Genomic DNA, 18737 nt, shown 5'->3' with positions numbered 1-18737 from the left:
CTCCGGATCATGCAAAAGACGGTGTTTCGTCTTAAAAAATGTGACCTTTTCGCTGCAATCCACCACAAGAACGATCCGATTGCAGAAAACCGCCCGCTTTGGCCCTGTCGAGATTGCCGCGCCACGTTGACCTCCAACGCAACTTTGGCGATAGGTGGGCAACAGGCACATGACAAAGGCGGATGCGATGTACAGGGCGGTGACGCAGGGGATCGAAATAACGGTTGAGCCGTTTTATCTGGAAGACGAGTCGGCTCCCGAAGACAACCGCTATGTCTGGGGCTACCGCATCACCATTGCCAATAATTCCTCCGACACGGTGCAGCTGCGCTCGCGCTACTGGCAGATTACCGATGCCAATGGCCGCGTCGAGGAAGTGCGCGGGGCCGGTGTCGTCGGCGAACAGCCGGTGCTCGATCCGGGCGACTCGTTCCAATATTCATCCGGCTGTCCGCTGACCACATCATCCGGCGTCATGGTCGGGCGCTATCAGATGCAGAACCCGACGGGCAATACATTCGAAGTGGATATTCCGGCTTTCTCGCTGGATGTGCCGGAACAGCGCCGCACGCTGAATTAGAGCAGGAAACAAAAAAGGCGGTTCTTCTGAACCGCCTTTTTTGATTACTTGGCGAACTGCGCCGGATCAAACTCGTAATGCGTCGAGCAGAATTCGCAGGACACCGAAATCTTGCCGTTTTCGATGCTGTCCTGAATTTCCTCTGCCGAGAAGCCCGACAGGACGCCCTGGATTTTCTCCCGCGAGCAGGAGCATATATCCGCCACCTTGATGGCGTTGAAGACGCGCACGCCGCGCTCGTGGAACAGGCGATACAGCAGGCGTTCCGAGCCGACCTGCGGATCGGTCAGTTCCGAGCTTTCGATGGTGCCGAGCAGTGACCGCGCCTCATCCCAGGCATCATCCACCGGATGAAACACGGCTTCTTCCTCGTCACCGTCGCCGCCCGGCAGATCGGGAACACGCGCGCGCAATTCCGATTCCGGCAGGAACTGGATGATCAGACCGCCTGCGCGCCATTGCTCGACCGGCTTGCCATCGGCACCCCGTTCGACCAGCTTGGCGACGCTCAGCTTCAGATCGGTCGGGATCTGTTCAGACTGACGGAAATAGGTCGTGGCAATTTCCTCCAGCGTCGAGCCGTCCAGCGCCACAATACCCTGATAGCGCTGCATATAGGCGCCCTGATCCACCGTGAAGGCCAATGTGCCGCGACCGAGCAGCTCTTCAGGCTGCGTCTTGCCTGTGGCGATGGCGTCCTTCAGGCGATCCTCATCGAAACGCGCATAGCCGCGCACCGCATTGGGTGTGCTGAAATCCACCACCAGCATGTCCACCGGACCGTCGGACTGGGTCTGGAAGATGAACTTGCCTTCGAATTTGAGCGAAGTGCCGAGCAGAACGGTCAGAACCGTCGCCTCCGCCAGCAGGCGGGCCACTTCTTCCGGATATTCGTGGCGTTTCAGGATGGCGTCGATGCTCGTGCCAAGCTGAACCGCGCGACCGCGCACATCGAGCCCTTCCACCTGGAAAGGCACGACGGCGTCGTCGCCTGCAAAGCCGAAATCACCCAGATCGAGCTTGGGACCCGAATGGCCGTTTTCGGCTTCGATATAATCGTTGCTGGTATTCTCAGCCACAGAAAACTCCAATCACGCGCCTTGCAGGCACCAGGCCAGAATGGCCTTCTGGGCGTGGAGCCTGTTTTCGGCTTCGTCGAACACGACCGATTGCGGCCCGTCGATCACTTCGTTGGTCACTTCCTCCCCGCGATGTGCGGGCAGGCAATGCATGAAGAGCGCCTTCGGGTCGGCTTTCGCCATCAGCCGCGCATTGACCTGATAGGGCATGAACACATTATGTCCACGGGCACGGTCCTCCTGTCCCATCGAAACCCAGGTGTCGGTCACGATGCAATCCGCACCGCTTGCCGCTTTTTCCGGGTCTGTCGTGGACATGATGTCCGCACCGTTTGCCCTGGCCCAGTCAATGAAGTGCTGGTTTGGCTCGCTGCCTTCCGGCGTCGCGATATTGACGTTGAAGTCAAACCGCGCCGCGGCTTCCACAAGCGAATGCAGGACGTTGTTGCCGTCCCCCATCCAGGCAAAGGTCTTGCCTTTGATCGAGCCGCGATGTTCCTCATATGTAAGTACGTCGGCCATAATCTGACAAGGGTGGGTGTCGTCGGTCAAAGCGTTGATGACCGGAACGGTGGCATATTCGGCCAATTCGAGCATGCGGTCATGCGATGTGGTGCGGATCATGATCGCATCCACATAGCGCGACAGGACCTTTGCCGTATCAGCGATAGTCTCGCTGCGACCGAGCTGCATTTCCGAGCCGGTGAGCATCAGCGTTTCGCCGCCGAGCTGGCGCATGCCGACATCGAACGACACGCGCGTGCGGGTCGATGGCTTTTCGAAAATCATCGCCAGCACCTTGCCGGCATAGGGCTTTTCAATCTCGCCCGCCTTCAGCCGCGCCTTGCGCGCCTTGGCGTCTTCGAGGATGGAACGCAATTCGCTTCCTGAAACAGAAGACAGGTCGAGAAAGTGCTTGATACCGTTATCCTGAGCCATGATTACGCCGTCTTGATGATCGGATTTACGACAGAAAGCCGTTCCACGGCTGTTTCGATGCGGTTCAGCGCTTCACGGGCTTCTTCCGGCGTCGTGACCAATGGCGGCAGCAGACGCACGACATTGTCGCCAGCGCCGACGCTGAGGAAATGCTCGTCGCGCAGCGCCTGAATGAGCGTGGTGTTCGGCACAACGCATTTGATGCCCATCAAAAGGCCGCGACCGCGCACCTCGGACACCACATTCGGGAACCGGTCGATGATCGACGCAAGGCCCTGCTTCATGACAAGCGCGGTGGCCTGAACATTTTCCAGAAAACCCTCTTCCAGAATGACGTCCAGCACGGCATTGCCGACCGCCATGGCCAGCGGATTGCCGCCATAGGTGGTGCCATGCACACCGGCAACCATGCCCTTGGCGGCTTCAGCCGTTGCAAGGCAGGCGCCAACCGGGAAACCACCGCCGATGCCCTTGGCAACCGCCATGATATCCGGCGTGATGCCCGACCACTCATGGGCGAAAAGCTTGCCGGTACGACCAACGCCGGTCTGCACTTCATCGAGGATCAGGAGCAGGCCCTTTTCGTCGCAGATCTGACGGATAAGGCGCATGAATTCTTCCGGGAAGCCACGCAGACCGCCCTCGCCCTGAATGGGCTCAAGCAGGACAGCGGCGGTTTCATCAGTGATGGCGGCGCGAAGGGCCACCTCGTCGCCGAACGGCACCTGATCGAAGCCTTCGACCTTCGGGCCGAAACCTTCGAGATACTTGGCCTGGCCACCGGCAGCGATGGTCGCAAGCGTGCGGCCATGGAACGCGCCTTCAAAGGTGACAATCCGGAAACGCTCCGGATGACCGTTGGCGAAATGATAGCGACGGGCGGTCTTGATCGCGCATTCCAGCGCTTCAGCACCGGAATTGGTGAAGAAGACCTTGTCGGCGAATGTGTTGTCGACCAGACGCTGGCCGAGCTTTTCCTGTCCGGGAACTTCATAAAGATTGGACAGGTGCCACAGCTTGTCTGCCTGATTTTTTAGGGCTTCGACCAGATGCGGATGGGAATGGCCAAGGGAGTTCACCGCAATGCCAGCCGCAAAATCGAGATAGCGCTCGCCGGTTTCGGTGATCAGCCAGATGCCCTCACCTCGCTCGAAGCGCAGAGCCGCACGATTATAGGTGTCGTAAAGCGGTTGCACGGTCGTAGCGTCGGTCATTGCAATCAGGCCTCCATAAGCCTTTCTAATGCTGCATATCCGCAGAAAGCGGACTGTCAGCCTTGCCATTTTGAGCGATATTCCGGCCCTCTCTCCGGCCAGTTATCACAGGATTTTGGCACGTCGATCATGCGCCCTTCGCATGACGAACCTGCCGAAATAAAAAGCCGCCCACCGGGCGGCATAATTATTCTGGGTGTATATTGGCGCTCGCGAAAAAAATGTCAATCAAACTAAGGCTCGATTATCGCGCTTCTTTACGCATGAGTTGATGCATTTTTTGCCCGTTGTACGGGCGTTGCCCGCACTTTTTCAGCGCGCATGCCGGACTTGTCGCCAACATTTCCGGAAGCGGGCTAGCGCTACCGACATCCCGCCTATATATAGAGCCCAGTTTCCACGGCGCGGCGCGTGCAGCGGCTTCTCTCTCAAAGGTGTTCAAAAATGCACCACGGGACCAAAGAAAAACCGTCTTTGCCACCCAAGTTGGGGAAAACCTTAAAAATGGAATCTGCCTGACAGGGCTATCCCTTGTCATGGAGTCATCCGGTATTGTAGTTTCTCTTTAAAGAAAAAAGCTACATTTCGTGCGGCGGACCTAGTCACCCGGATAGATATGGTGTTTGCGCCTGGAGCAATCCGGGAACACTGGTGGATTCCGGATAACGAAAATGATTGGAGCCCAGGGCGATGAACTGGACAGACGAACGCGTTGAACTACTGAAGAAACTGTGGAGCGAAGGCTTGAGCGCAAGCCAGATCGCAGCACAGCTTGGCGGTGTGAGCCGCAATGCAGTGATCGGCAAAGTGCACCGTCTGAAGCTTTCGGGTCGCGGTAAGACGACGACCGCTGCTCCGCGCAGCAAGAAAGTCAATACGGTTGCAGCAGCACCGCGTCCTGTAACGCAGCATGCGGGCGGCAGCACGCATACGGCCCATACGACGACGATGCGCACCGCAACGGTCACCAAGACGGTAGGCGCAACGGCATTGCAGATGGAATATGCAGCCGAAGTGGTGACGGAAACCGTCGTCAAGCCGGCTTCGAATGTGGTGGTGCCGATTTCGCGTCGCCTCACTTTGTTGCAGCTCTCCGAGCGTACCTGCAAGTGGCCGATCGGCGACCCGCTGAACGAAGATTTCCACTTCTGCGGCAGTGAATCGGGTGAATCCAGCCCTTATTGCAGCTACCACTCCCGCCTGGCTTTCCAGCCGACGGCAGAACGACGCCGGGCACGCTGATCTAAGGGAATAGGTGAGTAAGGGAATAAGGGAGTATGCTTGACGATATCGTCGGCAGCTCCCTTTTTCTTTGCCTGCCACCCTATTCCTTCACATACTGCCCTACTGCCCTACTGCCTTATTCCCTTATTCCCCTACTCACCTACTCACCTACTCACTTACTCCCCTATTCCCCTCCTCATAGACCCTCAGCGTGCGATCCGCGATGCCGTCCCAGCTGTAATCGCGGGCGATCCAGTCGATGAGTTGCTGCGACTGTTCTGCCGTCAGCGGGTTGTCGCTCTTGCGGCGTAGCGCGGTTTTCAACGCATCGATATCGCCGAGCGGGAAATAGTCGTCGTCTGGCAGTCCGACTTCCAGATTGGCCGTGATGTCGCTGGCCAGCACATTGAGCCCGTAGCCCATCGCCTCCAGAAGCGCGATAGGCATACCTTCATGGCTCGACGGCAGCACGAATAGCCCAGCCTGACTGAAAAGCGCGGAGAGTTCCTCCCCCTGCAATGCCCCGGTCAGGACGACGCCTGGCACGGCCTCGGCACGGGTGCGCACCTCTCCCGCATAGGCGGCCGTATATTCCGCCGAGCCGATCAAGGCGAGTTTCAGCGATGGATCGGAGAGCTTGGCGAATGCCTCGATCAGATCGAGCTGGCGCTTTTCCGGTACGATGCGCGCGACCAGCGCAATATAGCGGCTCGGAACTAGCCCATGCTTTTCCAGCCAGCTTGGATCACGGCTCGGCTCGCGCAGGGTCACGCCATTCGGGATGAAGGTGACGGGAACGTTATAGCGTTGCCCGACCGTTTTCGCGATATCGTTGGAGACGGCGATGCGGGCGTTTGCAAAGCGCATTCCCCATTTTTCGCCAAGCTTCAATGTCGTGCGCGCCAGGCGGCCCCATTTTTGACGGTTATAATCGAAGCCGTGATGGGTCACGACCGTCCGCAAACCGAGCAGACGCGCAAGCGGCGTCACTAGTGCCGGGCCGATAGCGTGGATGTGCAAAATGTCGGGCCGTGTGAAACCCGCGCGCAGCACGCCCAGAAGGGTATGCACGATGGCTTCGAACTTCATCGACGTTGGCGCCCAGATCGGCGTGACTTTCACGCCTTCCCAGACATAGGGCTGTTTGTTGGGGAGATAGGGGCTGCGGCCCACCACTTCGACATCCCAACCCTTGGCGATGTAAAGACGGGCCAATTCTTCGACATGTCGCTCCACGCCGCCCTGCACATTGGGAACGCCGCGCAGGCCGAGCATCATGACACGTCGCTTTTTAGCCCTTTGTTCCATCAAAGCGCTCCCAGTTCCGCGTAAAGTTCCAGTGTCCGGTTCCGATAAGCCTCCGGCGAGAACTCCCGACCGGCCCAGGTGCGGCCAAGACGGCCCATCCTGCGCCGGGCCTGCGGGGGCAGACTGGCGGCTTCGCTCATGACGCGGGCAAGGTCTTCAGCATCGCCGGTTCTGGCCACCATGCCGGTCTCGCCCGGCACGATCATTTCGGGAATACCGCCAATGTCGGCGCCAATCACCGGCACGCCAAGCGCATAGGCCTCCAGAATACTGATCGGCGCATTTTCATACCATTCCGACGGCAGGATCAGCGCCTTGGCCTCGCCAATGAGCCGGTGCAGCCGCTCGCCCGAGACATAACCCGCAAAGGTAATATCGCCGCCGGTTTCAGCCGCCAGCGCCCGCAAACTTTGCTCTTCCGGGCCGGTGCCTGCAATCACCAGTTTCTGGCCGGCAATTGCAGCTGCGCGGATCAGCGTACCAATGCCCTTTTCCGGGGCCAGACGGCCCACATAGGCGAAATAGTCGCTCTCATGCTCGAAGGGTTCGAGATTATCGGTCTGCGCGAAATTCGGGATATAGACCAGCTTTTCCTCCGGCCAGCCCCATTCGATCAGCTTCGAAATATAGAAGCGGCTCGGTACCACGATGCGATCGAGCGTGTTGCGATAAAGGCCGAGCGTGCGATGGATCGCCGTTTCGACCAGAACCAACCCGCTCAACGCCGTCGAATCCTTGATGCATTTATGGACTGCGACATTGTAGATGCGCCCGCCCTTGCAGCGCTCGCAAATCTGGTTATGCGACAGCATCTTATAGGCCGGGCAGGCGAGCTTCAGATCATGCGCGGTCATGACGGTCGGAATACCCGCCGCTTTCAGCACCGGAAAGATCGACGGCGACAGGTGATGATAAACATTATGCGCATGGGCGACGTTCGGGCGAAAGCGCTCGATCAGCGCCTTGATGCGGTCGCGCGCTTCCCATGAATAGATGATCTTGCCTGCCTGCGCGACTTTGGTGAGAAGGCCGCTCTCGCGCCCATATTCGATTTCCGACACGAAATAGGACGACCAGTCGGAGGCGAAATTGTCCGGATGCTGCATGGCAAAGGGAGCCGTCTCCCATCCAATCTCGGAAAAGAGCTTGATATGGTCGAGAAAAACCGCTTCGGCCCCGCCGCGACGGTAAAAATAATTATTGATTGCCAGCAGGCGGTGATCCGGATCGGCAGCTTTCATCAGGGAGCACCTTCCTCTGCTCCGATATGAGCCAGCGCATCGCGTATCGACAAAACTTCCGCGCCGCTTTGTGCCGCATGGGAAACCAGCTCTTCGAAGGTTTCCGGCGTGCAACCGAAAGGCGTCGGCCTGTCGCTGATATCATGCGTATAGAAGATCAGCCAGCCGGGATTTGCGACGAGATCGTCGATCCAGCGGGTCAATTGCTCCGCATGCTGCTCCGGCTGCCTTATCTCGACGGCTTCCAGAAAGGCGAGATCAACCGCATCACGATTGATGCGCTCGCCGCCACTGCGGCAGGTGGCGAAGCGGTCGGCAAACAGGCCGCGCGAGCGCATCGACGAGGCGCAATAGGGATAGGCGAAATTGCGCCGCCCGACCCGGTTCGGTTCGAACCCGTGCAGATAAGCGTGGTTGCGGTCAAGATCGGCCGTCAGATCGCGCGCGCCGACCGAAGGCACATTCCAATGTGCATATGTGTGGCAGCCAATGTCGTGCCCGGCCTCGGCCAGCCTGCGGAGCCCGTCTTCGGTGATCAGCCGCCGGTGGGTTTCGACGGAGCCGACCAGACCACCGGCAATATAAAACGTGCCATGAAAGCCGTAGCGTTCCAGTATCTTCGCCCCTGCGCTTTCAGCACTGTCGGGAACATCGTCGAATGTGAAACTGATGATCCGCCGGTCCTTCGGCAGTGGAAAGGGCCGCAACGGAAAACTGCGGCTCAGCGCGTCATGCAGGCGGTTGTTCAGCCGGTCCAGACGTGCCCGCGCCCAGCCCAATCTGTCCTGCTCCCCCAATTTTTCCTGTCCCATTGTCTTTACCAAGCCTTTGCCCCAAAAAGCTTAACTTACAAGTCGCGCCTTCGCCTGAAGGCGCATGCCGAAAACGGCAATCATCAAACAAAACCAGACGGCGCTGCCATTCTGGAAAAACGTGCTTTCCATGCAGGATGCATAGAGGCCGTACAACCACAAACGGCTGAAAAGAAGCGTCAATGCCGGATCGTTCCCCGTCGCTTCGGCTGCTTTGATATAACGTAGCGGCAGGATCATCAGCCAGATCAGCATCAGGATCAGGCCGAAAACGCCCGCATTGATCATCATATCCAGATAGGCATTATGCGCGTTGAAGGCCGCGACTGCCCATGTCGCCCCGCCTCCCCCGGCATAGACCATTTCCGGTGTTTTCCAGAAAGAGTCCAGCCCGTAACCGAATATCGGCTTTTTAGCGACTGCCGAAAAGGCTATGCGCCAAATATCGGCGCGGTTGGTAAATGTCGCGTCAATGCCGATGCTGGTGATCAGCTGGCGGATGGGGTCCGAAACCGCCGCTCCAATGGCGACGAAATTGAACGCCGCCACCCCGCCGATCGAGATCGGAATGCGTGTCCAGCGCCAATGCGTGAAGATCAGCGATATGATGGCAATGAAGGGCAGCATGGCCGTCGATGTCTTGCCGCCCGTGTGCAGCAGGAAGAAGACACAGAGCGCCACGACCAGCCCGCCTGCCTTGCGATACCCCATTTGCCAGCCATAAAGGCCGAAGAAGCTGAGCAGCACCAATGCAGCAGCAGCAGCGTTCTTGTGCGGAAAATGTCCGCGCCATGCGCCCGCCAGCATCGGCTCGATGACATTTGTTGCCTGATGGATGGCCCGGCTCGGCATGAAGATAACGCCGAAATAGGCAAAGCCGAGCGTGATGAACGACCCGATCAGCAGGAGCCGCGCCATCTGGGTGGCGGAGCGCGGCAAAAGCAGGAATATGCTGGCATTGAGCGCCATCAATACCGACAGCACCACCTTGCGGCTTGCGATCGAAGGATGCGCCGAGACAAGGGCCGTCACGAACATCCAGATGAACAGCGTTACCAGAAGCGTCCGCGGCTGGAGAATGGTCTGGCGCAAGGGACTGCTCAGGCCGCAAGCGATGAAGCCTGCGGTCAGTCCCAGCGTCAGCAGCTGGTTCAGCAGGTTCGATTGCCCTGCCGAGGCAGCAGTGCCCAGTTCAGCACTGGAAGTCGGATAGGGGCTGATCCCCACCCACATGAACAGAAACATGATCAGAAACAGGGCAACGCCCAGCGATGACGATACCGTCGTCAGGTCGCGGGGCGATGCTTTGACTGGGACAGGGGCCGTCACACGCCGATGGGAAGCGAGGTCAGACACGGCTCTCCCGATTTCTCCGCCAGGCGCCAAGATAACCCAGCGCCAGCGCCAGCGCCACGCCGAGACCGAGCCCCACGAAACCACCGGCTGCACCGAGCAACACGGTGCGCGGCGGCCAGCTGCGGCTGACGGGCGGGATCGCCGTCGAGATCACGCGGATATTGGTGGCGTCGAGTTGCTGGCGCTGATGCGTTTCCGTCGAGCGCGTCAGGAACGTGTTGTAGATGGACACTTTGGCGGTCATGTCGCGCTCAAGGTCGGACAGCTGCACCTGCGCATCATTATCCAGCGCTACCGCAGAGCGCGCCGTCGCGGCCTGCGCATTGAGCGCATTGACAACCGCATTGGCCTGATCGAGATCGACCTTTGCCGATTGCAGGATGCGCGAGCGTTCATTGGCGATCTGCTGTTCCAGCCCGTCGAGCTGGCGCTGCGTGTTGATAAGCTCGGGATAGCGCGGGCCATAGGTCATGGTCAGCGCATCGTAACGCTGCTTCAGCGTCGCATACTGGCTGCGCAGATTGGTCATGGTCGGCGATTGCAGCGTGCTTGCCGGGCCAACCGGGCTGCCCGTATCACGAGTCAGCTCGTTATAGCGGGTGCTGGCGTCGGTCTGGCGCGCCTTGGCATCGACCAGCTTCGTGTTGATCTGCGCCATGGACTGCGCGCTGACCAGTTCGCCGCCGGTGGTCTGGAGACCATGTGCGCGGCGGAAAGCGGCGACTTTCTCTTCCGCATCGGTGGCGGCTTTCTGCAAGGAGGTCAGGCGTTCCGACAAGGCCGCAGCAGCGCGACCTGCGCCATCGGCATCCGCCTCGGCCACTTCTTCCTGAAACGACTGCGCCAGAGTATCGGCAACCTTGACCGATTTTTCGGGATTATCAGTCCAGACACCGATGGTCACGAGATAGGACCGCTCCGGCCGGCTCACGACAATGCGTTGCGACAAGGCGCGCACCGCCGTCAGCGTGTCGTCGGATGCACCCTTCGGTTTGCCAAGTCCAACCAGCGCGCGCAGATCGAAACTGGCAGGCGGCGGTACGAATTCCGGATCGCTTTGCAGGTTGAGATCCTGCACGACACGACGCAACACATTGCCCGACACCAGCATTTTCATCTTGCTTTCGATGTCGAGAATCTGGCTGTCAGCCTGAAGGCTCTGGGCATAGATATCGTTGGGCAAAAGCTGCAAGCCGGATGGCGGCACCAGCATATCCGTATAGGCCGTATAGCGCGGCTTGGCCGTGATGCCATAGGCAAGGCCCGCCAGTGCACCGGCAAGCGCGAGAATGACGATCCATATCCAGCGGGCGCGCACCCATTCAAGTGCCGCCCAGAGATCGATTTCCGGCAGCATGAGCCCGCCGCCGTTAGACCCCGTCTCCCGCTCCACCGGACGGGATGCAGGTGCATCGGAAACGGACGCTGGCCTTGGATATGACGGCGCATGGTTCTGCGCCAAAGCCTGGTTCCATTGCTCGAGCGTCTCTGCACCGCGCTTTTGAGCAGCCGGTTGCTGAGCCTTCGAAGCAAGGTCACGCAAGGTGTACATTGATCGATCCTATGGTTGGGCCTTTGATCGCCCTCGTGTTGCCCCGTCGCGCAAAAAGCGCCTTTGCCTTGTTTATATGAGAAGATTAAAAAAATTGGTTAATCACAACTATCGGGCAGCAATACGCGATAAAACTGGAAAATACATGACCTGTTCAGTTAGGGTTCATATTTCAACGCTACATGTGCAATAAGCAGAATAACCGCAGATCAAGACAATATTGAGTAAGTCGGGAGAGGGAAACAACCTTTCCGCAAAAGCCATGCCGGGCTGGACCGAGGCGCAAAGCCGACATCGGCAGACAATGCCCGACACAGATTACCCCCTAAATCCGCAGTAAGAAATGTTGAAACGCTACTGGCCCACCTTGTTGTCCTATGCCGCATCGAGTGGCAGTCTGTTTGCAGCCAATGTGGCGCAGCTGCTGACTTTTGCCATTCTGGCACGGTATCTCGGATCACACGAGTTCGGGCTTTTCGTGACCGTCATGGCGATCACGGCCATAGCGAATTACATTTGCGGACTTGGCGGAGCCGAATGCCTCGTGCGGCGCGTGGCGCAAAACCGGGCCATCTACCCCGCCATGCTCGGGCACAATATCATCCTGATCGTCACAAGCGGCGTCGTGCTGGTGGTGATCGGCATGATCCTGCTGCCGTTCTGGCTTGAATCTGTCCCGGAATTCGCCAGCAATTATCTCGGCATGTTTTTCCTGCTCGTCACGAATATCGTGCTTGTCCGCGCCATTCTTCTCGTCGAACAGATCTATATCGCCCATACCGACTTCGTATCGGCCAACCTGTCGGTGGTCGGTTTTGCGGTGGCGCGCACGCTGGCCGCAGTCATTGCCTGCCTCGTCTTCGATATTTCAACCGTGGTGCAGTGGGCCTACTGGCAGTTCGGCTGCCATGTGCTGGTGCTGGCGATCTATGTGTGGTTTTTGCGCCGGCTCGGCGCGCCGCAATATCGCATCGTGCGCGAGGAAATCCGGCTCGGCATCATGTTCGCCTCGCAGTTCATCTTCCGCGCTATTCGCCAAAATGCCGACCTTCTCATCCTCGGCGCGCTTGTCGCACCCAGCATCGTCGGCAGCTATGGCGTAACCCGCCGTATCGTGGACAGCAGTATGCTGACCATCGAGGCTATGAACCGTCTCGTCTATCCGCGCCTGTCGCAAGCCAGCGCCAACGGCATTCACCACGCATTGCCGATCACGCTGCGTCTGCTCGGTGCTTCGCTTCTGATCGGAACGCTGACCTCGCTGGTCATCTTCATCGCCGCGCCCTATCTCCCTCTTCTGTTCGGCCAGGAATATACGACGCTGATCGCCTTCTGCCGCACACTGTGCTGGATCACGATCTTCGTCGCCCTGTGGTCGATTGCAGTGGATTTGCTCGGTGCTGCCAGCCAGCACGCCTATCGCACGGCGGTGCTGAATGTCGGTAATATTCTGGGTGCGCCGCTTCTGGCGGCAGCCACATGGTACGCCCCGATCACCGGCACGTTCACCGCCATTTACTTTATTGAAATATGTATCGTGTTGGCTTCGTGGTGCTGCGTCTTCTATCTCGTCAAAAGAAGCCGCGAGGCTGCTGCAAGGAAAGAGGTTCAAGTTTAAGCCCGGTCCGCCCGGGCAGAGGGGCAGGGTATAGTGGGGTTCACATCTGTCGCGGATACAAGGACACATCGGGTCCGGTCCATGCGTGTCGACGACATACCAGCGGTGCGCGACCTGTTCAGACAGGTCTTCCGACCCGAAGCCACCTCGAACGACGAGAGTTTCGACCGCTATTTCCAGCAAGTTTTCTTCGAAAACCCCTATTACGATGCCGATCTGTGCAGCATCGTGCATGAGGACAGTAAGGGCGAGATCGACAGTACGCTTTGCGTGTTGCCCATCCCCTATCATGTCGACGGCAAGATCGTCATGGGAAGGCTGCTCTGCGCCTATATGATGCGCCCCGGCAGCTCACCACGCGGCGCAGCGGAACTGACGCTGACCTTGCGCTCCCGGCCCAATGATTTCTCCTTCAGCGACAGTGCAGCACCCGTCAGCACCCGCCATTTCAGCGCGGTCGGTGGCATCACGCTCGATACCCATGGCCTTGCCTGGACCCGGATTTTCCGCGCTGCCAGTTATGTGGCCCAGTTCGTCGCCGAACGCCGCGCCGCCTTGCGCGGCTGGCCTGCGGCAAAGGTCGGCCAGCTTCTGGACCCTCTCGTTCCACTGCCCAAATTGCGCAATTCCACCAATGGCAAGCTGGCGGTGCAGGACATTGAGCAAAGCGACGCCATCGGCCTGATCCGTCACTTCCTGCCGACCTAAGACGCCTATCCGGCATGGACGGAACAGGACCTGCACTGGGTCTTGAACCTTGCCCGCGACAACCGCGCCGCCGGTGCGCTCCGTTCCTGCTCGGTTTCCGGCACGAGCGGCGAGCCGGTGGGTTTCTTCTGCTATTATGCCCGGCCAAACGGGATTGCCGAAGTGCTCAGCATTCTGGCGCCGAAAAACCGCGAGCAAGCCGTGGTCGAAGTCATGCTGTCCCACTTGCAGGAGGCCGGGCATATCGCGGCGCAAGGCCGTGCAGACCCGCACTTTCTCGGCGCGCTGTCGCAGCAATCGGTGATGTTCTTCCGCCTGAAAGCCAATGTCTGTGTGGTGACCGCCAATCCAGATGTGCTGAACGCCCTCGACCACAACGATATCTTTGTCGGCGGACTCGCGGGAGAAAGCTGGAGCAGGCTTGTAACCGATTTCCAGTGAGGTTCTAGCTAGAGCAGTTCCAGCAAAAGTGCGAAGCGGTTTTGCGCAGGATAATGCGTAAAAACAAATAGATAGATCGGCTCCACGATTCCATTTTAACCGGAAATGCTCTAGCGGCTGAACCGGCGTTCGAGCAGGAAGAATGTCGTCGGCCCATTGGCGCTGGCGCCGTTATCGAGACGAAACTCCACTGCGCCCTCGCCGGTCGCAACGGGCGCATGAAGCTTGCCGTCAAGGCCGATGGCGGACAGTTTCCAGACCGATGCGGCGCCTGCAAGCCGGATATCGACGCGGTTGCGCAGCAGTGTAACGGGCAGACGCCCCCAATCCTCGATCACCTTTTGCGCGCTGTCGCGAAAACGCATATCCGTGTTGCGCGCATCGGTGGCAAAAATCACCAGCATCTTTTCGCTGGTCGCGAGGGGTTGTTCATCGAGCGCCGACACGGAAACGAGGCCGCGCTCTTCGGCATTGCCAAGTGTCACAACCCCGAGCGTCAGACTGTCCTTCAGATCGGCAAAGGCCAGAGCTTCGGTGCGGGGTGTCACCACCCGCATGCGGCTGCGGTCACGTTCCAGAAGGAGTTCCCCGGTCGCGCTGGCGAAGATGCCACGATAGGGATCGGTCGGATTGTCCTGCGAAAGCAAGCCTGCCTGTTTCAAACGCCCCAGAACATTATCCAGCGCGACATTGCGATAATTGATCTCGATGCCCCGCGTTACGGTTTCCGGCCATTGCAGACCGGAGGCGAAAAGTCCGATACCGCCGACCAGCGCCAGCGGTTTCAGCCTTTCCGGCTCACGCGCCTCAAGCGAATCTCCCAAGCTGGTTTCGCCCTGTATCATGAAGGGAACGGTAAAAGGCGCCGTTTTGACATCGCCACGCCGGAACAACAGCGAGGCCAGCGTTTCGCCCGCCCGCGCCACCGGATCGACCGCAAATGTATAGGGCACGATGCGCTGGCGAAGCGGCTCCGCCTCGTCGAAACCAAGCGTGACCGGCCCCTGCCCGTGGCGGCAAATGCCGTCCCAGCCCTGCAAGGCGGCATAGGCCGGAAAGACCAGCCCGGCTTCGTAGCGATAGCGGTTCCAGAACAGATGTTCATATTCGGTAACGAAGAACGGACGCCCGATCCAGCGCCCCGCCGCAAGCTCGCTTACATAGAAAGCGGCCTCACCGATGGAGCTGTTCTGCTTCATCGTCGTTCCCTGTTCCATTGAGCCGGTCCAGTCGTGATAGCTGTTGGCGCTGACCGCTTGTTGCGGCATGCGCGACAGCGCGGTCTGGACCGTGAACCAGTTATTATAGGGTGCGATCAGCCCCTTATAACCCAGCTTCCGATAGGCAGCCTCAAAGCGCGCGGCCAGCGCCTGTTCCCGCTCGACGGCGAAAGCCTGAAAATCATGCAGCCGCCGACCGCCGCCGGAGCGGCTTTGTGGCAGTTGCACCGTTCCCGCTTCAAGGCTTTCGCCAGCGGCAAGACCGCCCCAGGCGCGCGACAATGCAGCCGTGCCGGTATAACGTTTTTTCAAAAACGCATTGAAAGCCGGGGCAAATCCCGGCCAGAACGGCCCGCTCGCTGGCCTACCATGCAGGAAACTCGTGAATTCAATGCCATTCTCATTGAAGGGAACAATCAGCGCCAGCGCCGGGTCGTGCAGCGGGGCCAGCCCCGTATAGGGATTGACCGTCGCATAGACTTCCTTTTGAAACCGCAACCAGTGGTCGAACGCGGTGTCGTCCACATAGATGCGGCGTTTCAGATTGCCTTCCGGCCCCCAGCGGTTGATATCCTTGCCGCCGAGCGCGCCGCTTTCCGCCGTCAGCCCGTCGATGGTCAAGTAGATGCCTTCGCGTTTCAACGCCGCCATCAGATAGCGAATGCGGTCCAGCGCCTGTGGGTCGAAGTTGAAGTCACCATCCCGACCCAGCATCAGGTCGGTGTCGAGGAAATGCAGCCGCGCAATATTGTAGCCATGGAGACGCAGCTGCCGCACATAACGGTCGATGAAGGCGTGGTCAATTTTCCCGGCTGACGGCAATCGCCAGGAGAGCGACGCGCAAAACAGGCGCTGAGGCTCATCCGGCTTTGCAGCCCGGACCAGACGCCCGGCGGCATTGGCGACGATGCGACCTTGCTCATCGATCGCAGGGTTGGGCAGAAAGGACGAGAAGTCCAGCGGGCTGCCCGGTGCCATTTCCAGCCGGGTTTCGGTGACCGGCATCCACTCTTCCGCGCCAGCCGTTACCGGCCAGCACGCCAAAGCGCCGAGACCGGCAAGGCAGGTTAGGAAAGCGGCGCGCGGCTTTCTCATGTCGTCTCTTTGAGAGGCTCTTTCGATATTTCTTTCACAACTCGGCTTTCGATCCAGTCCTGCGGCTTTCGGCGCGACTGGAAGAAGCCGAGCGGCATGGCGGCTGCGTGGAAAATCCACGCAACAACCGCGTAGACGCCAAGCGAAACGCTGCGCTCGCGGATCGACATCAGCACGAAAGGCAACAGCGCGAAAACGAGGGCTGCGACAGGCCCCCAAGGCGTGACGAAACCCAGCAATAGCGCGGCGAACACCAACAGCCACCAGACATAGACCGCGCCCCAGAGCCGCAATTCCGGCAGTTCTTTTATAACGTTCTTCCAGTGCGGCTGCCCGACTGCCGCGCGCAGCACCTCGCCCGTGCCGCGCAGATATTTGCTTTTCCAGCGGCGTGTCAGAAGCTTGTAGGCATTCATCGAATAGCCGAAATGCTGCACGAATGGCCGGTCGAGACGGTGCAATTTCCAGCCATGGGTACGCAGCCGCACGCCCGCGTCAAACTCCTCATGGCCATGCAGGTTGCGGTCGGAGAAATAGCCTGCCTGTTCGATTGCGGCACGACGGTAGAGCCCGCCGCCATTCATCCGGTCGATGTTACCAGCCTGCTTTTCGGGCGTATGCCTGCGGGCTCGCCGCTGAAATTCAAGGCTTTCCAGAATCTGGTCCACCACATGGCCGGTGACGCCACCGGCTTCGGGGTGGTCGGCCATATATTGCAGGGCTGCCGGAAAAAAATCCGGTTCGATGATCATGTCCCCGTCAATCAGGCCGACGAAAGGTTGCGTGGAATATTGAAAGCCCAGTTGCGGCCCCAGACCGCAGCTCGCCCGCGCAGGCGCTTCGATCTGCACCACCCGCACCGGATAGGCGCTGGCAATCTCCACCGTGCGATCTGTCGAACCGCTATCGGAGACGATGACTTCGACCTGTTCGTCCGGCAAGGCTGCAAGCGCGCTTTCAATCGCGGCGGCGATGCGCTGTTCTTCATTCAAAGTCTTGATGATGATCGAAACTGACATTACCCCGCCTTGCCCGCTACCGGTTGGTTATCGACAGTCATCGCTTGAAGCACATACACTTCTTGGATGTTTTCCAAAGTTTCATAGTTCCGTTTAGTTTCAAATAAACTAAACACCGCTATGCCAATATCGAATCGTCAGTGCATATTGGCGGATAAGCTTATCAACCGGCAAAGCAAACAGATATTTCAAGGCTACTGATGTCGAATGCCAATTTTCAAATAGAAGTACACAGTCGCGTTGATGATATATCCGAAGACTGGCCCGATGCAAATGACAGCAGCGGCAGCGCATTGTTCGTCTTTCAGTCGAAAACGTTTTTGCGCGCCTGGGAAGCGAGTTATGGCCAAGCCCGCAAGGCCCAGCTTTGTCTGGTCGAGGTGCGCGACCAGGACCGGCGCCCGGTCCTTTTTGTCCCCCTTTACATCCAGCAGCAACATGGCGCGCGCGTCCTCGCCTTCACCGATGACGGTGTGGCCGATTACAATGCGCCGATCCTTTTCGACCATGGGCAGACATGGGATGCCGCAAGTGCGGAGGCGCTGCTGCAATCCATTATCGCCGCTCTGCCGCCCTTCGACATAGCGGCTTTCGACAAGATGCCGGAAAGCATCGAGGGCCGCCCCAATCCGTTCTGGTATATTTCCAACCGCGATTGCGATGAGGCAACGCAATGGATCACGCTCGACCGGGCACAGCCCGATATCGAAGCATCGATCCGCGGCCTGCGCACCTTGAAAAAGCGCGCCAAGGCGCTGCGTCAGGCAGGCCGCTATCGCTTTCTCGTCACGCGCACGCCGGAAGAACGCGCCACCATTCTCGACGCCATGTTGCGGCAGAAGCAGCGGCGCTTCGTGGAAACCCGCGTGCCGGGCTTCGACGCTCATCCCGAAAAGCGCCAGTTCTTCGAGCTGGTGACGGAACCGCTCGCCGCCCGCAACGCCCTGCATTTCTCCGCCCTGACCATGGACGACGAGGTGGTCGCCACCATGTGGAGCGTCACGCGCAACGGGCATTATTGTGCAATGATCACCACTTTCGAAGATGGTGTCTGGAACAAATATTCGCCTGGCAAGGTGCTGATCCTGCGCCTGATCGAAGCGCTGAAAACCGACAATTACGCCTGTTTCGATCTCGGCTTCGGCAATGAGCCGTGGAAGCAGGATTTCGCAGATCGCACGATCCCCTTGCGCGATTATGTTGCCGCCCGGACAGCGCGCGGGAAACTGTCTCTGGCAAGCCAGCAACTGTTACGATCGCTGCGCTCCACCCGACTTTATCAGCGGCTTCGCCCGCTCAAATGGGAATTGCTGCGCCGGTTCTCGCGCTGA

General features: G+C 59.0%; 16 protein-coding genes. 6 read left to right on the top strand and 10 right to left on the bottom strand.

The features are described 5' to 3' along the window. Positions 1-187: 187 nt before the first annotated feature. The gene (gene apaG, locus D8666_RS08545; RefSeq protein WP_109370166.1) at positions 188-580 is read left to right on the top strand and encodes a Co2+/Mg2+ efflux facilitator ApaG/CorD; all 393 of its coding nucleotides are present in this window, start codon (positions 188-190) and stop codon (positions 578-580) included. Between the two features lie 44 nt (positions 581-624). Here the strand turns inward: apaG and D8666_RS08540 are convergent, their stop codons facing one another. Genes D8666_RS08540 through D8666_RS08530 form a run of 3 tightly spaced genes read right to left on the bottom strand, consistent with a single transcriptional unit; the run spans position 625 to position 3812 of the window. Beyond that, positions 625-1659, bottom strand: a complete 1035-nt coding sequence (locus D8666_RS08540) for an Hsp33 family molecular chaperone (protein WP_109370165.1) — start codon at positions 1657-1659, stop codon at positions 625-627. Positions 1660-1671: 12 nt separating this feature from the next. Continuing rightward, positions 1672-2598 (bottom strand): ornithine carbamoyltransferase, encoded by a 927-nt coding sequence (gene argF, locus D8666_RS08535; protein WP_109368345.1) that lies wholly within the window; start codon positions 2596-2598, stop codon positions 1672-1674. Positions 2599-2600: 2 nt separating this feature from the next. Further along, positions 2601-3812, bottom strand: a complete 1212-nt coding sequence (locus tag D8666_RS08530) for an aspartate aminotransferase family protein (protein WP_121537242.1) — start codon at positions 3810-3812, stop codon at positions 2601-2603. 690 nt (positions 3813-4502) lie between these two features. Between D8666_RS08530 and D8666_RS08520 the strand changes: the two genes are divergently transcribed. Continuing rightward, positions 4503-5054: a GcrA family cell cycle regulator gene (locus tag D8666_RS08520; RefSeq protein ID WP_109368343.1), complete on the top strand. Its 552-nt coding sequence runs from the start codon at positions 4503-4505 to the stop codon at positions 5052-5054. A gap of 150 nt (positions 5055-5204) precedes the next feature. Here the strand turns inward: D8666_RS08520 and D8666_RS08510 are convergent, their stop codons facing one another. Genes D8666_RS08510 through D8666_RS08490 form a run of 5 tightly spaced genes read right to left on the bottom strand, consistent with a single transcriptional unit; the run spans position 5205 to position 11305 of the window. Next, positions 5205-6344: a glycosyltransferase family 4 protein gene (locus tag D8666_RS08510; protein ID WP_121537238.1), complete on the bottom strand. Its 1140-nt coding sequence runs from the start codon at positions 6342-6344 to the stop codon at positions 5205-5207. After that, positions 6344-7585 (bottom strand): glycosyltransferase family 4 protein, encoded by a 1242-nt coding sequence (locus tag D8666_RS08505; protein WP_121537236.1) that lies wholly within the window; start codon positions 7583-7585, stop codon positions 6344-6346. The genes D8666_RS08510 and D8666_RS08505 overlap by 1 nt, the downstream gene beginning before the upstream one ends. Then, the gene (locus tag D8666_RS08500) at positions 7585-8397 is read right to left on the bottom strand and encodes a polysaccharide deacetylase family protein (RefSeq protein ID WP_121537234.1); all 813 of its coding nucleotides are present in this window, start codon (positions 8395-8397) and stop codon (positions 7585-7587) included. The genes D8666_RS08505 and D8666_RS08500 overlap by 1 nt, the downstream gene beginning before the upstream one ends. Positions 8398-8427: 30 nt before the next feature. Next, positions 8428-9753, bottom strand: coding sequence for an O-antigen ligase family protein (locus D8666_RS08495; RefSeq protein WP_328589811.1), 1326 nt, complete (start codon positions 9751-9753; stop codon positions 8428-8430). After that, a complete protein-coding gene (locus D8666_RS08490) occupies positions 9746-11305 on the bottom strand; it encodes a GumC family protein (RefSeq protein ID WP_121537232.1) in 1560 nt (519 codons plus the stop codon). Before D8666_RS08490 ends, D8666_RS08495 begins: the two co-directional genes overlap by 8 nt. A 343-nt stretch (positions 11306-11648) precedes the next feature. Here D8666_RS08490 and D8666_RS08485 point away from each other — a divergent pair, with 343 nt between their 5' ends. The 3 genes from D8666_RS08485 to D8666_RS24420 all read left to right on the top strand — a co-directional run bounded on the left by D8666_RS08485 (position 11649) and on the right by D8666_RS24420 (position 14072). Continuing rightward, complete coding sequence (locus D8666_RS08485) at positions 11649-12923, top strand: lipopolysaccharide biosynthesis protein (RefSeq protein WP_180917925.1); 1275 nt, start codon at positions 11649-11651, stop codon at positions 12921-12923. An 81-nt stretch (positions 12924-13004) separates the two neighbouring features. Next, positions 13005-13631 carry a hypothetical protein gene (locus D8666_RS24425; RefSeq protein ID WP_235858905.1) on the top strand — a complete coding sequence of 209 codons (627 nt, stop codon included), beginning with the start codon at positions 13005-13007 and terminating at the stop codon, positions 13629-13631. A gap of 42 nt (positions 13632-13673) precedes the next feature. Then, positions 13674-14072, top strand: coding sequence for a hypothetical protein (locus D8666_RS24420; protein WP_235858904.1), 399 nt, complete (start codon positions 13674-13676; stop codon positions 14070-14072). Between the two features lie 110 nt (positions 14073-14182). Here the strand turns inward: D8666_RS24420 and D8666_RS08475 are convergent, their stop codons facing one another. Both D8666_RS08475 and D8666_RS08470 read right to left on the bottom strand, forming a co-directional pair. Then, positions 14183-16387 (bottom strand): glycoside hydrolase, encoded by a 2205-nt coding sequence (locus D8666_RS08475; protein WP_235858903.1) that lies wholly within the window; start codon positions 16385-16387, stop codon positions 14183-14185. Next, positions 16384-17406, bottom strand: a complete 1023-nt coding sequence (locus D8666_RS08470; RefSeq protein WP_109368337.1) for a glycosyltransferase family 2 protein — start codon at positions 17404-17406, stop codon at positions 16384-16386. Before D8666_RS08470 ends, D8666_RS08475 begins: the two co-directional genes overlap by 4 nt. 200 nt (positions 17407-17606) lie before the next feature. Between D8666_RS08470 and D8666_RS08465 the strand changes: the two genes are divergently transcribed. Beyond that, entirely contained in the window at positions 17607-18737 is a 1131-nt protein-coding gene (locus D8666_RS08465; RefSeq protein ID WP_109368336.1) for a GNAT family N-acetyltransferase, read from the top strand.

The organism is Ochrobactrum soli (assembly GCF_003664555.1).
GTDB classification, from domain to species: Bacteria; Pseudomonadota; Alphaproteobacteria; order Rhizobiales; family Rhizobiaceae; genus Brucella; species Brucella teleogrylli.
The sequence above is the reverse complement of the archived record's forward strand: the minus strand, read 5'-3'. Positions and strand labels throughout refer to the sequence as shown.

What these genes read in the sequence shown, in the direction of transcription:
- apaG (WP_109370166.1), top strand. Translation starts at nt 188, where the DNA reads ATGTACAGGGCGGTGACGCAGGGGATCGAAATAACGGTTGAGCCGTTT.
- argF (WP_109368345.1), bottom strand. Translation starts at nt 2,598, where the DNA reads ATGGCTCAGGATAACGGTATCAAGCACTTTCTCGACCTGTCTTCTGTT.
- D8666_RS08530 (WP_121537242.1), bottom strand. Translation starts at nt 3,812, where the DNA reads ATGACCGACGCTACGACCGTGCAACCGCTTTACGACACCTATAATCGT.
- D8666_RS08520 (WP_109368343.1), top strand. Translation starts at nt 4,503, where the DNA reads ATGAACTGGACAGACGAACGCGTTGAACTACTGAAGAAACTGTGGAGC.
- D8666_RS08510 (WP_121537238.1), bottom strand. Translation starts at nt 6,344, where the DNA reads ATGGAACAAAGGGCTAAAAAGCGACGTGTCATGATGCTCGGCCTGCGC.
- D8666_RS08505 (WP_121537236.1), bottom strand. Translation starts at nt 7,585, where the DNA reads ATGAAAGCTGCCGATCCGGATCACCGCCTGCTGGCAATCAATAATTAT.
- D8666_RS08500 (WP_121537234.1), bottom strand. Translation starts at nt 8,397, where the DNA reads ATGGGACAGGAAAAATTGGGGGAGCAGGACAGATTGGGCTGGGCGCGG.
- D8666_RS08490 (WP_121537232.1), bottom strand. Translation starts at nt 11,305, where the DNA reads ATGTACACCTTGCGTGACCTTGCTTCGAAGGCTCAGCAACCGGCTGCT.
- D8666_RS08485 (WP_180917925.1), top strand. Translation starts at nt 11,649, where the DNA reads ATGTTGAAACGCTACTGGCCCACCTTGTTGTCCTATGCCGCATCGAGT.
- D8666_RS24425 (WP_235858905.1), top strand. Translation starts at nt 13,005, where the DNA reads ATGCGTGTCGACGACATACCAGCGGTGCGCGACCTGTTCAGACAGGTC.
- D8666_RS08475 (WP_235858903.1), bottom strand. Translation starts at nt 16,387, where the DNA reads ATGAGAAAGCCGCGCGCCGCTTTCCTAACCTGCCTTGCCGGTCTCGGC.
- D8666_RS08470 (WP_109368337.1), bottom strand. Translation starts at nt 17,406, where the DNA reads ATGTCAGTTTCGATCATCATCAAGACTTTGAATGAAGAACAGCGCATC.
- D8666_RS08465 (WP_109368336.1), top strand. Translation starts at nt 17,607, where the DNA reads ATGTCGAATGCCAATTTTCAAATAGAAGTACACAGTCGCGTTGATGAT.